Origin of the sequence: Streptomyces sp. NPDC002564, assembly GCF_042889645.1 — a bacterium.
GTDB lineage: Bacteria > Actinomycetota > Actinomycetes > Streptomycetales > Streptomycetaceae > Streptomyces.
On sequence record NZ_JBIARE010000002.1, the window covers coordinates 190,950 to 205,728 of the forward strand.

Genomic DNA, 14,779 nt, shown 5'->3' on the forward strand with positions numbered 1-14,779 from the left:
CGACCAGTCGGTGCCGCCGTCGAAGTAGGTGCCCATGTTCTTGCGGACGGCGACCTTGCCGTCCCGGCCGTGGACGATGAGGTCGGCCTTGCCGTCGCCGGTGATGTCGGAGAAGTAGAGGCGGCCCATGTCCTTGCCGTCGACGAAGCGGCCCCAGCCGCTGGACCAGTCGGTGCCGCCGTCGAAGTAGGTGCCCATGTTCTTGCGGACGGCGACCTTGCCGTCCCGGCCGTGGACGATGAGGTCGGCCTTGCCGTCACCGGTCACGTCCGAGAAGTACAGGCGCCCCATGTCCTTGCCGTCGACGAAGCGCCCCCAGCCGGAGGACATGACCGTGCCGGCCGCGAAACGGTTGCCCAGGTTGCGGTGGTAGACCACGTCACCGTTGGTGCGGTGGACGAGGAGGTCGGCCTTGCCGTCGCCGTCGATGTCGGCGGGATGGATCCGGTCACGGTGGCTGACGTCCTTGACCCAGCCGGCCAGGTCGTCGACCCGCGCGTCCACCGCTTCGGTGCGGGTGGCCTGCGAACCGAGGCACCCGCCCTGCCAGGAACGGCTGTGCACCGAGACCAGTTCGGACTTGCCGCCCTTGACGCGGAGCAGCGGCCCACCGGCGTCGCCCTTGCAGACGGACGCGCCGTCCAGGCCGGTCAGGGCGGCGGTGGTGCCGTCCGTGGAATCCACCCGGAAGGAGCCGGTGTGCAGCGCGTCCGGCACCCAGGTGGTCTTGGTGCGGCCGAACCCGGCACCGGTCAGGGTCTCGCCCGTGGCGGGGGCATCGCCGGACACGGGCACCGGGGCGACGTCGGCGACGGGACGCGCCAGGCGGACCATGGCGACGTCGCGGTCGTCACGCGGGACCACCTCGATGACGTCGATGCTCTGCTTGCCCACCGTGGCCGTGGACTTCAGAGCCGGTTTCCCGGCCGGGACGTCGGCGCCGGGGGTGGTCGCGAAGCAACTCGTCGCGGTGAGCAGCCACTGCTTGCTCACCACCGCGCCGGAGCAGCCGCGGAGCGGGTCCTTCCCGCCTATGTGGAGCTGCGCGGTGAAGGAATGGTCACCGGCCGGGGCGCGGTCGCCTGTCAGGGCGTGGGCGGCGGGTGCCGTGGCGAGCATCGCGATGGCCGGGGCACAGAGGGTTGAGGCGAGAGCCGCCGCCAGGAGACGGGGCGCCCGCGCCGAGCGGGTGTTGCTGCCGGACACGTGTTTCGTTCCCTTGTTCGTGGAGTGGTGAAGTGCTGCGGGGCGCATCGAAGGCGTCGTGGAACTGCGGAGTGCCGCGTGTCCGCGGTGCGCGCGGTGTCGGGCGAGGGCTACTTGGACGTGCGGATCTCCAGGAGGACGTGTTCGCGCCCGCCCGGGTCGACGGTCTCGCCGACCGGCTTGAAGGTGTTCTTGTCGACCGCGACCGTCGACTGCTTGCCTTCGGCGCTCAGCTTGAGATCGGCGTCCATGGCACTGGTCTTCACGCCGTAGACGGCGGGGATCTCCATGGTGAGATAGCCGGACGTGCCGGTGGTGCTGAAGCAGATGCTCTCGTTCCGCCGCGAGTAGACCTCCATGAGGCCGTCGGCGGAGCCGCACTCGGCGAGGGTGATGTGTCCGTCGCCGCGCTTGAGGACGATGCCCTTGTCCTTCAGGATCCGGTCGGCGTCGGGATAGTTGAAGTCCTCGACCGCGTAGCCGGGTTGGCTGTCGGCGGCCGCGACCGCCTTGCCGCCGTCCACCCGGGGCTGGGCCACGGCGTCGCCCGAGCCGGTCGAGGGGAACAGGGCGACGATCGCGACGGCCCCGGCCGCCGCGGCGGCGCCGATCACAGAGATCCGCCGTATGGGATTCATCAAGTGATGTCCTCTTCGTGAAATAGAAAGGATAAAGGGGAAAGGGGGAGGGGGGATTTGCGCGCGTTTCCTGCCGGAAGTGATGTCAACACAATTATTTCCCTCGCGGAAAGTCCAGCCGGAAATGACGGCGAAAGAAATGCGTCCCGTGTGGTCGAATGTGGAACCCGGCACGCGGGACGGGAGGTCACCCGATGAGGTATTTCCTGACCAGGAAGGCAAGTATGGCGGCGATTCCCAGGGAAACGAAGACCACCGCCATATAGAGGCCTGATGGCTGCTCCATATCCTTGCCCGCGGCCTGAAGTTCTTCGTTCTTCTTGATCTGCGGACGTCCGAGGACGATGAGCAGGGCCAGACCCGCCATGCACCAGGCGTACATCTCAAGCGACTCCGCCGCGCCGTGACCACGGGCCGTGGCGCTCCCCCAGATGCCGAGCGCTCCGATGCCGGCGGGAACGACGAAGAAGAGAGGAATCAGCGCCTTCTTCTTCGCTTTCCGGATGTACGGCAGCATGGCGAGGCCCGGGAGAAATGCTGACGCGGCCGCGAGCACTATCCACTGGCCGACGGAAAGGCCGGAACCGAACATGAAGAACTCTCTCAGAAGGGAAGGGTGAATGGGCGGGTGGCGGTCGGGTACCGCCACCCGTCTCTTTTATTTTTCTTCTGCTCTGGCGTATTTTTCTTCTGCTCTGGCGGGACGGAGGTCCGCTACCAGGTCAGCCACCCGATGGTGGTGGTGACGATCCCGCCGGCCGCTTCGCTGATGGCCGAGCCCACGTTCTTCACGCCGTCCTTGGCCACCTTGAAGCCGTAGCCGAGCTTGCTGACGATCGCTCCCTTGCCCATGAAGATGCCGCCGAGCGCGAACATGCCCAGGGACTCCTTGAACTGCGCGCTCCACCAGCCGCGTCCCATGCGGTCGTCGAAGCCGTGCGCCAGGACGTTGAACCCCTGCGCCACCCACGACGCGCCGCCCAGAATGGCCCCGGCGGCGAACAGGAACGGTGCGGCGGGGGCGCCGATCCCGGTGGCGAGCGCGAGACCGCCCAGGCCCATGGCCCCCAGGCTCAGCGTTCCCAGGACGGTGCTGGCCTGCGAGGTCGCGTCCTGCCATTCCTGGGCGTTGTGCCCGAGCCAGGTGCCCGGCTGCTCGACCTTGCACTGGTCGTTGGCCGACGTGTCGGCGGGGTTCTTGTTGTTCGCCTTGGCTTCCTTGGCCTTACGGACGGCTTCCCTGGCCGCTGCGGCGGCCTCGGCCTTCCGCTTGGCGATGGCGATGCCGCGGGCCTCACCGGCGGCGACCGCCGCGGCCTTGGCGTCCTTGCCCGCCTGGACGGCGGCCGCCTTCGCCCTGGCCGCGGAGGCCTGCGCGGAGTTGGCCGAGGCGACCGCGCTGCCGGCGGAGTCGTAGGCCTGGTTGGCCGCGTAGTTCGCCGTGCGGGCTGCGCTGCGGGCGGTGGTGGCGGCCTTCTTCGCGCTCTGCGCGGAGGCCCGGGCCTTCTCCGCGGACGCGTCGGCCGCCGCTGCGTTCTTGCGGGCCTCGCCGGCCGATTCCGAGGCGTCGGCCGCGTGGTTCTTCGCCTTGATCGCCCAGTCGGACGCCTCCTTGGCCGCCTTCCTGGCCTCCGCGGCCGCCTTGGAGGCGTGCGCGGCGTCCTGGAGGGCCTCGGCGGCGACCTTCGCGGCATGCGCGATCGACGCGCGGATCGCCGAGACGTGGCTGGCGGCGTCGTGGTCGACCTGCGCGATGTGGTGGTGGTCGCGCGCGACGAAGAACCGCCGCATCCGCGCCGGGCCCTCCAGGACGACCTGGCAGGCGGACTTGAGGTTCGGGCCGCCGTCGTTCAGCAGCCGGAAGACCTCGACCTTGTCGTCCTCCTGAAGCGCCTTGCCGAGGCCCGAGGTCAGGAACCGGTCCAGGGCCTCGGCACTGCCGTCCGAGAGAGCGGCCTCTGCCGCCTCCTTGACGGCCTTGCCGGGCTCCAGCCCGAGGATCTTGAAGACCGCGACGCGGTTGTCGGTCAGGGAGGCCTTGATCCGGCCGGTCTCCAGGAACTTGGTGGCGGCGTCCGGGTCGTCGCCGTCGATGGCCTTCTGCGCGGCCTCGGCCACGGCCGCCGGGGCGACCTCGGCGAGAACGAGGACACTTTCGCGGTCGTCCTGCCGCTGGGCGGCGACCCGGTCGACGTCGATCCAGTTCAGGACGTCCGCATCGGTTCCGGCGAGTGCGAACTCGGCGGCCGCCCTGGTCCAGGTGCCGTGGCTGTCCAGCAGTCTCGCGGTGGCCTTGCGACCCGCCACGGTGGCCTTGGCCCGGTCACCCGCTGCGAGGGCCTGCTCGGCCCCGGCGATGAGGTCCTTGGTCGTCCTGTCGGCCTGGTCGGCCAAGTCCCGCTGGCGCTCGATGCGTTCGAGGGTCTCGGCCTCCTGCTTCGCCTGTTCGCGGGCGAGCGCGATGCCTGCCTGCGTGTCTTCCTCGATCCGCTTCGTCTCGGCTTCGCGGGCCGCCTTCTCGACCTCCTGGGCTTCCTTGACCGCGTCCATGGCGGTGTTGGCGGCCTTGACGGCTTGTTCGGCGTACGCGGTGGAGCGCTTGGCGTACTCGATGGCCTTGCCCGCGTTCTTCGCGGCGTCCTCGGCAGCGTCGGCGGCCTTGTCCGCGTGGTCGGCCGCGGAGTTGGCGGCACGATGCGCGGTCGCGGCCGCGGCGGACGCCCTGTTGGCCAGGGACTGCGAGGTGGCGGCGGCGCGCGTGGCACGAGTAGCCGCGGAATTCGCCTCGCCCGCGGCCTGGCGTGCCTCACGGGCCTGGGAGGTGGCGACTCCGGCGGCGTCGGCGGCATCGGCCGATGCGGTCGCGGCGGCAGCGGCGTTCCGGGCCGCGGAGGCGGCGGAACCGCCCGCCGCGGAAGCCTGCTTCGAGGCGGTCGATGCGGCGTCGGCGGCCTTGGCCGCGGTACGCGCCTTCTTCGCGGCGTCCCTGGCGCCCTCGGCGGCCAGGCGCGCGGCGCGGGCCTGGGAGGCGTCCTTGGAAGCGGCGATGGCGGCGCCGTAGGCACGCGAGGCGGCCCGGCCGGCGGTGGCGGCCGCGGCAGCCGCGGCCTGCGCGGCACGGGTGGCACGGGCAGAGGCGGCCTGCGCGGTCCGCGAGGCGTAGATCGCGGTCGTCGCCGCGGCGGCCGCACCACGGGCGGCGCCCGCGGCCTTGTTGGCGGCGCCGGCCGCCTTGTCCACGTCCTGCTGGGCGGCCTTGGCCTCCTCGGCCGCCGTCAGGGCGGCCTGCTTGGCCTTCTCCGCGGCGGCCTTGGCCTGGTCGGATGCGGCGACGGCGCGCTCCGTGGTCGCCTTGGCCTGCCGGCCCTCGCGTTCGACGATGGCGACGAGCTGATCGATCGTCGCCTTCTCCTCGTCGCGGGCACGGGCGATGTGCTGGCCGGTGACGAGGAACCAGTGGATCGCCTCCGGAGTCCCGTCGGCGAGGGCCCGCTCCGCGTACTTCTTCACCTCGGGCGAGGCACCGTCGAGGAGGGTGAAGACCTCGACCTTCTCGTCCTCGGCGTGGGCCGTGTACTGAGTGTCGGTCAGAAACGTGTCCAGGGCCTTGCGGCTTCCCTCGGCCAACGCCTTGGACGCTTCGCGCTGGACGGCCTTGCCGCCGCCGCTCATGACGGTGAACGTCTCGACGCGCAGGTCGGTCACCAGAGGCTTCTGCCAGCCGTCCGACAGATACGTGTCGATGGCCTTGTCGCCACCCGACAGCGCGGTGGAGACGCTGTCGCTGACCGACTTCCCGGCGTAGGCGAGGGACTCGAACAGGGTGAACCTGTTGTCCTCGGCGCGGGCCCGGTCGAAGCCGGTCGCCAGGAAGGCGCTCACGGAACCGGTCGTCAGGGCGGCGGCAGCGGCCTCCTTCACCGCCTTGCCGCCGAGCTTGTACGCCCAGACGGCCCTGCCCCGGTCGGTGTCGGGCAGACCCGCGTCATCGGGAATGTCGGGCAGACCGGCTGCGTGGGCGCGACCGCTGCCGATGGTGGGGACGGCGGCAACGGCCGCCCCGGCGGCGATGCCCACGAGGAGTGCGCGTCGGCTTAGGAAGGTGGAAGTCAAGAAGACAACTCTTTCTCGATCGAGAATTCAGGACCGGCGTTCTACCTGTTGATTTTTTCGCGCTGCCTAATCGCCTTTTCAATGGCCCCGACGGGCAACAGGAAACCCCCCAGGAAATACCGGACCGTTGAATGCCGCACTCAGGCGAACCGGGCAGAAGCCAGGATCACCGCAGCTGAATCAACCCCCCACTCGAAACGCAATAAATCGTTACCAAAATCCGCATTTCCCCAGTTGGGTAGCCGAAAGCTCCCCGACTCAAATCACCTCTTGAGCGGCTAGTTCATTAGAACAGCTCAGCAATCCCCCAAACGAGACATTTAGGGATCAATTACTCGATTGCAAAACCGTAACGAGAGAGGCTCGACGTGAGGGCTTCGTGCAAACGGGAGGGGATCGCGCATCGCTCCGGTCGCCGAGCCGCTTTACCTTCGCATTGCCCAACTCTCGCCCGGTGGGAGGGGCTTGCAAAAAGGGGGGTGCCGCGGGCGGGCGAAAAATCCATCTTCTTAAGGGTTCTTGCGTAAGTTGGGCCGGACTTTCGCCCCGTGGAGGATTTCGTAGAAAGCTACGAGGTCCGCAGCGGCTCGTCCCGGGCTTCGAACGCGCTTGTCGGCCAGTAAGGCGCCAAGCGCCTAGGCGTGCTCCGGGTCTTCGGTCTCTGCGGCGCCGCGCAGCCAAAGGTGGGCCTGCTCGTAGAGGGCGGCGACTGGTTCGGGGCGGTCGTCGCCGTAGAGGTCGTCGGGGATCGTGTAGCCGTACTGGTGGAGGACGTACCGCAGGAAGCGGTACGGGGTACGGGAGTTGTTGATCTCTTCGGGGGCGATCGGGAGGGCGGCGCCGGGGAGCGTGGGGGTGAGGTTGTCGCGCTCGTAGATGGGGTCGAGTGCGCTGATTCGCCAGCTGTCCGTGATTCTGACGGTGCGGTAGAGAAGGCGGGTGTGGCAGGCGAGGAGGGCCTCGGTGTCGCCCAGCCGGGTGGTGATCTCGATGGTGGTGGGAAGTTCGGCCAGCGCACGGGATCCGGCGATGTCCACGATGGCGGGGCCCAGTCGGTGGGTGGAGCGGGGGCCAGTGGCGGCCATGGCCTGGGACCGGGTGACGAACTCGGCGCCGCTTCCGCGGAACCAGTCTCCACGCACGAGGGAATCGGTGGCGTAGCACTGGCGCATGGCGTCCCACCAGTGGCGGTTTCTGGCTTGCCTTTCATGCAGGACCAGTTGGGCGACCGCAGTGGCATCGTCCATTGAGGATGCGCTCCTTTGCTGGGTGTGCGTCACGGGTACCGGGTGTGCGTCACGGGCGCGTGTCCTTCGCTAGTCACGGGGTTCCACGCGAAGGAGAATGCGGCGTGGCCGGTACACCCCGGACAGGGTGACGGGGCGTGGATCACTGCCGGCTGCGCGGACCAGGTTCCAACGAGCCGCGATGGTGGCGAGAGCCAGCGACATTTCGTTGAAGCCGAAGGTGTCGCCGATGCACTTGCGGTTGCCGCCGCCGAACGCCAGGAAGGCGCCGGGAGGCAGCGCGGCCGCGCGGCCCGGCAGCCAGCGGTCGGGGTCGAAGCGCAGGGGGTCGGGGTAGAGGGATGCCCGGCGGTGTACGGCGGGGGCGCTCAGGGCGATGGTGGATCCCGCGGGCAGGGGGTGGCCCGCCATGGTGGTGTCGCGGGTGACTTCCCGGGTGGTGAGCCAGGCCGGCGGATGCGTGCGCAGGGTTTCGGTGAGCACGCGGTCGGTGAGCCGCAGTTGCGGCAAGTCGCCCCAGCGGGCGGTGGTTCCGGTGGGGTGCTGGTCGGTCTCCTCCTGCAGCCGGTGCCACAGGTCGGGGCGCCGGGCGAGAACATGGGTGCACCAGGCGAGAGTCGTAGGGATGGTGTCGGAGCCGCCCATCAGCATGGTGATCACCTGGTCGCGCAGGTCGACGTCGCTCGGCCGACGGCCGGTGCCCGACGCCTGCACGTCCAGGACGGCCAGCAGGCCGGTCCGCGGCTCTGGGGCGTTGCGGCTTTCTGTGACCATCCGGGACGCGAAGGCGCGGGCGCGTCGTTGCGCCTGGGCGTAGCGGCGTACGACGGGCAGCGGCAGATGGCGCACAGCTGCGGGCAGGAGCGTCTGCAGGATGATGCCGGTGTTGCCGAGTTCGAAGTCCTGCTGCAGCGTCGTGAGCGAGCGGGCGTCGATTGTCCGGTTGAACAGGGAACGGGACACGATGTTCAGCGCCATCCGGGCGAAGGTCGGCAGGGCGTCGATGACTTGGCCCGGGCGCCAGCTGTCGCACAGGGCGGTGATCTCTTCCTCCATGATCTGCCCGTAAGCGCGCAGCGAGGAATGCTGGAAGGCGGGCTGGAGGAGGCTGCGCTGGCGGTGATGATCCTCGTAGGGGCAGGTGACGAGGCTGTGGCCGACGAAGCGGCGCAGACCGTCGAACATGATCCCGCCCTTGTCGAAGGTCCGCGGGTCGGAGAGCACGCGCCATATCAGTTCGGGGTGGCAAGGGACGAACACCGCTTGCGGCCCCAGCTGGACCTCGACCAGGTCCCCGAACTGGTGGAGTGCGCCCATGAACTGGAGTGGGTGACGGGCCAGCGCCACGGCATGGCCCGCCGGTGAGTGCGGCACGGGAGGTTTGCCGTGGACGAAGTCGCATTCCCTTGCCATGTGCCCCTCCCGATTCTTCGCCGGCTATCGCTGGTAGCACGCCGGAGGGAACCGGTCGTAGAACTCGGGGGACCAGTAGACGGTGACCCGCGGCCCCGCACGGTGGACGCGCAGCGAGGTGTAGGTGTGGATGCCGCGCCCCTGGCCCAAGGGGCGTCGAGCAACGGCCGCCAGCAGAGCGCGGTAGGGGCCGGGCGGGATACCGAGCCGGACCAGCGCGCCTGCGACACGGTCCTGGGTGTCCTTGTCGTGCGGACCGTACGTCCAGAGGGGGACGTCCGCGGTCGCGGAGACCGGGACGGCACCGCCGCGCGTGGTGAAGGTCAGGTTCGTGACAGGCGGCTGCGGCTCGAACCTCCCGGTATGGCCGGAGACGGCGCGGGCGAATGCCTCGACCGAGCCGGGGCGGTGTCCAGGGGCGATCGCCATCAAGTCGTCCAACTGCGCGGCGGTGAGGCCATAGTGGCGGAAGTACACCTTTATGCGGGCGTCGGATGTTTCCGCCAGGTCCAGGCTCAGCAGCACGATCGGATCGAGTTCCGGCCCGCGCCGCGCATACGCGGTGACGGTGTCCCGTGCCTGGGGGACCCCCCAGCGCTCCAGTGCCATGAGGGCACGTTCCTCGGCGCTCACGGCGTTGCTCACGGCCGGATTCACGTAGACCTTGAACAGTGGTTTGCCGTGGGTGCGGAAGACAGCGGAATAGACCATGGAGAACCCGAGCGGCTCCGTGTCGGGCATGAACAGGTCCCAGACCGCGTGCAGCCGTTCGAGACTGACGCCCGGCTGCCGCGCGATGGCGTGGGTGAGCTCGGTGGCGGCCGTCTGCAGGGCGTGAGCACCGGGGTCGTCCGGGATCGCTTCCGCCGAGATCCGCACCTCCTGCACTCCGTTGGGAGTGAAGACGGCGGAGAACTCCAGCGGGGAGTCATCGGCGCACACGTCGGAGTACCAGGCCGGGCGTTCCCCGATGGGGCGCTGACCCCACGAACCGAGCATGGCCTCGGTCGCCGTCACCGCGTCGTCCGTGGGGAGTCCGGCCGTGGCCAGAAGACGCTCCAGGGTGGGCAGTGCGAAGTCGGTGAAGGTTGCCCGGCCGATCTCGCGTTCCGGTAAGGGAACGGTGCCCTCGCTCGTCACTGGGTCCTCCTCAGCTCGGGAACGTCCGTCGGGGGAGCGTGACGCGCGTCTATCCGCCGGAAGGAGGCGACCAGGCGGATTGTGCGTGGATGCATCGCACGTACGCGTCGCCGATCTCCCGCTGCATGTCGGCCGCACGCCGCAGCACGGGCTCGTCCACCGGATGCGACAGCACCAGAGCCAGCGCGTCCTTGTCATAGGCGGACGGCCCCGCCGATGTCGCCTTCCCGACGCCGCCGGTCTGGTCATCCTGGGCCGCGCGATGCTGCGCCCAGGCCATGAGGAACAGCGCCGTCCATGCCCGGTGCACCGGGTCCGCGTCGACGGCCAGGTGGCGGAGGGCGATGGCCCGCAGAGCTCGGGCAGGCTCGGTGGCCTCATCAAGGTGGAGAAAGCGCACGGTCCGGGTGAACCCCCAGCCGAGCCATTCCTCGACGCCGTGCTCCTCCCATCCGTGCGTCGCCCATACAGGAACGAACGACTGTGCCCACTGAGCGCCGAGCCGACTCACGGCTCGTTCCAACTGCCCCGAGGGTGCCGCGAACGGGAGGCCGTGGCGCAGTTGGCTGGGAAGCCAGGCCGACTCGGCCCCGGCCAGCAGCAACGATGTGCGCGCGAAGTCGGCGCGGGACGCGGTGGCTTGTGAGCGTGGGTGGTGGAGTTGCTCCGCCAGGCGCGACAGGTGCCTGCGCATCCCGTCCAGCAGAGGCCGTTGGGAGGAGTGAAGGGGCTGCTCACTGAGCGTTTCGAGGATATCCGCGGGAGTCCCGGCCTGCTGTCGTGCTCGATCAACGGCATGGGCACGGGCACGGGCGAATTGCGGGGCGCTCTCGACTGCCCGCTGCACCCAGTGGAAGAGGTGGTGGTTCTGACACTCCAAGTCGGCGAAGGTGTCGACCACGGCCCGGGCCACGTGCGTGCGCTGTTCCGATGTCAGCACGACACGGTCGAAGACGTCTTCCTCGCTGATGCCGTGCTCGTTCTCCTGCGCGAGGTGCCCCGCACCCCAGAAGACCAGGGTCCTTCCCGTCGCCTCCTCATAACGGGCTGCCACCTTGGGGGTCTGCGCGAACAGCACGCTCCCGGCCCTCTCGAAGGACTCGACGATCGCGAAACGCAGAACGGGGTCCTTCGCCCTCTCCAGCCGCGCCGCCAGGCGGACCGCTGTCTTCCGCTCGTCCTCGGTCTCCGCGGCAGCCGTCAGCCAATGCAGGCTGTGGGCGGTGTCGAAACCGGTGAGGGCATCCCAGCCGAGGGTCCGGGCGTCCTGGACGTACAGGCTGAGGTGCGTCATGTCCTCGGCGGCGTGCGCCGACAGCAGATGGCGCCGGTCGTCGAGGCCGGGACCTTCGCCGTAGGAGATGTGGTACCGGTTGATGTCCTTGAACGAGACCGGGAACGGCGCCGCATACAAGCCCAGCCGCAGCAGAACTTCGGGCGATGTATGGCTGTTCTCCGTCAACCAGCCGTGCAGCGGGAGGCTGTCGTAGCTGCGTCCCAGGCTCTCGATGAGTTGGCGGGTCCACTGCATCACAGCACCTCCGACGCGCCTTCGGGGGAGAGGCGCATCTACCGGTAGGGCTCGGGGGCACGGACGCGCCCGCTGTTCCAGATTCCTGGGCAGCCCTCGCAGGCGAGCAGGGCGCGTAGGGGGGCGCACAGGCGCAGCCTTGCTTTCTGGCGGAAAGTGGCGCGATGCGGCGCCTGATCTGGTCCAGCAGACGGCGGCATGAGGGGGACCAGTGCGTGGAGGGGGCCTGCGGTCCCCAGAGGATGCGGCCGCAACGAGGATCCGCCGGGCGTCGGCCCGTCGGTCGGGGAATGCGCCGGGACAAGGCGGGTATACGCTGTGAAACAGGCGCCCCTGCCCCCGGCGGTCTCATTGGCCGTTTGGTAGAAGGCAGAAGCTGGTGAAGGCGATGGCGCTCCGCAGGGCCGATCAGATGAGCCCGAGCAGTGTCCGGACAGACAGGCTCCCACGCTCCGACACCGTGCAATCCGGGGCGATCACGGGCGCGGAGACGGCCGTCTGCGAGCGGCACGGCGACGCTCTGCTCTCCCTCGCCCTGCTGCTCTGCCACGACGACCGCAGGGCCGTCACGACGGTCGCGGACACCATCGCGCAGGTCTGCGCGGCCGGGACCGGGCCCTCGTCGGAGGTGCAGGAGAGGCAGGGTCTCGTCGCGTATCTCTGGCGCCGGTGCGCACCGGAATCCGCCATGCTGTCGTTCCCGCGCGGCGGGGACCGTACCGCACCCGTGCGGCCCGTGCCCGCATGGTCCTACGAACAGGAGCGCGCCCTGATGGGGCTGCTGTTCTTCGGACGGCTCACCTGCCGGCAGGTGGCAGAGCTCACCGGCGTACCCGCTCGCTCCGTCGCCCTCCAGCTGCGCTCCATCCTGCGCAGGGCCGAGGGCGTGCCCGACTACCTCGGGCGGTGACGCCCCGGCCCCACCGCCCGACATTCGTCCGGGACAAGGGTTGAGCAGGGTGATTCCTGGGGACCCGGCGCCCGGGACCACCACGGGCCCCGGCACCGGCTGCCGAGCGCCCGCCCCGTCGTCCTGTGCCACTTCGAACGCACTCCGTGGGTTCATGGGCACCTTCACCACCGGGAGACCCCATGTTGAAACCCACGGCCACGGACACCCGTGCCGCGCTGGCCCGCTTCGCCGACAGGATGATCGCCGACCTGTGCCACTCGACGGCGGGCAGCCGCCGAAGACGCCAGGAATCCGCCGACGCCCTGTGCGTCCTGACGGGGACCGGCGACCTGGCGACGGCACTGGCCACGGCCGACGAGATCCTGCAGCAGGACTGGGACTCGCCGCACCTGAAGAGGACGGCCCCGTAGGCCGTCGTGCTCGTGCCCGACGACCCTCTGGCAGGGCCTGCCCGGAGAGCGCGACCGTGGCCGAAGGCGTGGTCGCCAGACCGACCCGCTTCGGGGACGATGGATACGGGCCGGATTCGCCCGACGAGGGCAAGGGAGGATGACCATGGCCCGCGAACAGCGCATCACCGAGGTCTTCGTGGAGATCGCCGACACGCTCATCGACGACTTCGACGTGCTCGACCTGTTGCAGCGCCTGTCCACCCGCTGTGTCGAACTCCTGGACGTCGCCTCCGTGGGCATCCTGCTCGCCGACGTCCACGGCGACCTGCGGACCGTGGCGGCGTCCGACGAGCGCACCCAGCTCCTCGAACTCTTCGCGCTCCAGCACGAACAGGGCCCCTGCGTGGAGTGCTACCGCAGCGGGCAGCCCCGCACCAACATCGACCTGAGCCGCCGTGAGACCACCATGGCCTGGGCGCAGTTCGCCACCCACGCCCGCCGCACCGGCTACGCGGTCACCCACGCCATTCCGCTGCGGCTGCGCAGGAGGAACGTGGGCGCGCTCAGCCTCTTCCAGACCGAACCCCGCCATCTGGACGACGACGACCTCGTGCTCGCCCAGGCGCTCGCCGACGTGGCCACCATCGCCATCCTCCAGCAGCGCACCCTCGAACAGTCCCACGTGGAGAAGGGCCAGCTCCAGACGGCCCTCAACAACCGCATCCTGATCGAGCAGGCCAAGGGGCTCCTCGCGGAACGCTGGGACACCTCACCGGACGAGGCGTTCGCCACCTTCCGCAAGTACGCCCGCGCCCGCCACCTGCGCCTCGCCGAACTGGCCCACCAGGTCATCGACGGCAGCTACGACACCACGGCCATCCTCGCCGAGGCCGCACCCCACGCCGGGAAGGCCCCCTCGAACCGAGGCGGCCCGGACGGCAGTTGAGGCACCCGGCCGCGGCGCGGGGGAACCGGCCCCCGCGGAGAGCCGCGGGGGCCGAGGCCGGTGAAGGCCTCGGCCCGGTGGACTAGCGCCGCCGCTGCACGAGTTGGTCCAGCGTCTTGCGCAGCGCGCCCACCGTCTGCTGGGAGGGGCGCTGCTGCTCGCCCTGCAGCGCGTTCAGGACGAGCATGCCGGCCGTCAGGGCCGGGATCGTCCACTGCATCAGGGCCAGTTGCCGCTTCGCCTGGCCGACCGCCACGGGGATCTCCTCCGCCACCTCCTGGTCGGCCGTCTTCTCCGAGGACGCGAGGTCGACCTTCTTGCCCAACACACGCGTGTAGACCGTGGCGCCGAGGGCCGCCCCGGTCAGAGCGGTCTTGGCCATCGTGGCGGCGGCCACGCCGCGCTGGCCGCGGACCCGCCCGCTGTTGGCCACCAGCAGCCCGGCGCCGCCCCACAGATGCGCGCCGATCGCGGCGGCTCCCAGCGGTGCCCACTTCGACCAGCCCACGGACGCGATCCGAGCCGTTCCGACCTCGGTGACGCCCTCCGCCTCGGCGGCTCCGTTGATCCCGACGGCTCCCATGAGGGAGCCCCCGAACCAGGCGGCCAGGCCCACGTCATGTGCGGTGCGCAGGAAGGTGTTGCGTTCGGTCATGATGATCCTTGGGCTGGTGGTGCTCCGGCTCCTGTGCGGCGACGTGTGCGTGTCGGCCGCGATCGGAACGGGCACCGGGCGAGGACGGCTCCGACCGTCGCTCCGCGACGTCCGCCGTCAGGAGTTCTCCCGGCCGGGAAACAGGGGACGCGACACCCGGGATGTGGCCGTGCCGTACGACGTCCGGCTGTCAGGACCGTGAGAACGGGTGCGCCGGGGGCAGGGGCTCGCCGCCAGACTAGGCCGGGTGGGGCGCCCTGGCCACCCACCTTCGGGGCCGACTCGTGCGGGGGCGCGGATCTGGCGCGTTCTCTGCGCCGTACCGTGACCGTCCTTCCGCGCCGTACCGTGACCGTCCTTCCGCGCTGTACCGTGACCGTCCTTCCGCGCCGGACCAGGACCGTCCTCCGCGCCGTACCGGGACGGTTCCTCCGCGCCGTACCGGAACCGTCGGCCCATCGGCGGAATCCGGCTGGTCCGTGGCCCCGGGCCCGTAGACTGGACGGGCGTCCCGGCCCCTGACGTCCGCCGGTCGGGTATCGCCTCCCTCCGGCCCATGCCTCGCGTGTCCAGGCCGGCTCCACC

At 70.0% G+C, this 14,779-nt stretch carries 12 protein-coding genes; 3 read left to right on the plus strand and 9 right to left on the minus strand.

All coding sequences use genetic code 11. The features are described from left to right. The 8 genes from ACFYXE_RS07690 to ACFYXE_RS07725 all read right to left on the minus strand — a co-directional run. Window positions 1–1,206 (minus strand): trypsin-like serine protease (locus ACFYXE_RS07690; protein WP_389310022.1); only part of this gene is annotated, 1,206 nt, incomplete at its 3' end. Window positions 1,207–1,316: 110 nt separating this feature from the next. Further along, window positions 1,317–1,844: a hypothetical protein gene (locus tag ACFYXE_RS07695; RefSeq protein WP_389310024.1), complete on the minus strand. Its 528-nt coding sequence runs from the start codon at window positions 1,842–1,844 to the stop codon at window positions 1,317–1,319. A gap of 187 nt (window positions 1,845–2,031) precedes the next feature. Then, the gene (locus ACFYXE_RS07700) at window positions 2,032–2,493 is read right to left on the minus strand and encodes a hypothetical protein (protein ID WP_389310027.1); all 462 of its coding nucleotides are present in this window, start codon (window positions 2,491–2,493) and stop codon (window positions 2,032–2,034) included. A gap of 65 nt (window positions 2,494–2,558) precedes the next feature. Further along, window positions 2,559–5,957 (minus strand): hypothetical protein, encoded by a 3,399-nt coding sequence (locus ACFYXE_RS07705; protein WP_389310030.1) that lies wholly within the window; start codon window positions 5,955–5,957, stop codon window positions 2,559–2,561. 635 nt (window positions 5,958–6,592) lie between these two features. After that, window positions 6,593–7,204, minus strand: coding sequence for a nuclear transport factor 2 family protein (locus ACFYXE_RS07710; protein ID WP_389310032.1), 612 nt, complete (start codon window positions 7,202–7,204; stop codon window positions 6,593–6,595). A 69-nt stretch (window positions 7,205–7,273) separates the two neighbouring features. Next, on the minus strand, window positions 7,274–8,617 hold the full coding sequence (locus ACFYXE_RS07715; protein WP_389310035.1) for a cytochrome P450: 1,344 nt from the start codon (window positions 8,615–8,617) through the stop codon (window positions 7,274–7,276). Between the two features lie 24 nt (window positions 8,618–8,641). Beyond that, window positions 8,642–9,757, minus strand: a complete 1,116-nt coding sequence (locus tag ACFYXE_RS07720) for a tryptophan dimethylallyltransferase family protein (RefSeq protein WP_389310038.1) — start codon at window positions 9,755–9,757, stop codon at window positions 8,642–8,644. 49 nt (window positions 9,758–9,806) lie between these two features. Further along, on the minus strand, window positions 9,807–11,288 hold the full coding sequence (locus ACFYXE_RS07725; RefSeq protein WP_389310040.1) for a hypothetical protein: 1,482 nt from the start codon (window positions 11,286–11,288) through the stop codon (window positions 9,807–9,809). Window positions 11,289–11,748: 460 nt separating this feature from the next. Here ACFYXE_RS07725 and ACFYXE_RS07730 point away from each other — a divergent pair, with 460 nt between their 5' ends. The 3 genes from ACFYXE_RS07730 (at window position 11,749) to ACFYXE_RS07740 (ending at window position 13,539) form a co-directional block, all read left to right on the plus strand. Next, window positions 11,749–12,198 carry a hypothetical protein gene (locus tag ACFYXE_RS07730; protein WP_389310043.1) on the plus strand — a complete coding sequence of 150 codons (450 nt, stop codon included), beginning with the start codon at window positions 11,749–11,751 and terminating at the stop codon, window positions 12,196–12,198. A 182-nt stretch (window positions 12,199–12,380) separates the two neighbouring features. Beyond that, window positions 12,381–12,611: a DUF5133 domain-containing protein gene (locus tag ACFYXE_RS07735; protein WP_389310045.1), complete on the plus strand. Its 231-nt coding sequence runs from the start codon at window positions 12,381–12,383 to the stop codon at window positions 12,609–12,611. Between the two features lie 145 nt (window positions 12,612–12,756). Continuing rightward, window positions 12,757–13,539 carry an ANTAR domain-containing protein gene (locus tag ACFYXE_RS07740; protein WP_389310048.1) on the plus strand — a complete coding sequence of 261 codons (783 nt, stop codon included), beginning with the start codon at window positions 12,757–12,759 and terminating at the stop codon, window positions 13,537–13,539. Between the two features lie 82 nt (window positions 13,540–13,621). On the opposite strand, the gene ACFYXE_RS07745 is transcribed toward ACFYXE_RS07740, so the two are convergent. Next, window positions 13,622–14,194: a hypothetical protein gene (locus tag ACFYXE_RS07745; protein ID WP_389310051.1), complete on the minus strand. Its 573-nt coding sequence runs from the start codon at window positions 14,192–14,194 to the stop codon at window positions 13,622–13,624. Window positions 14,195–14,779 lie beyond the last annotated feature (585 nt).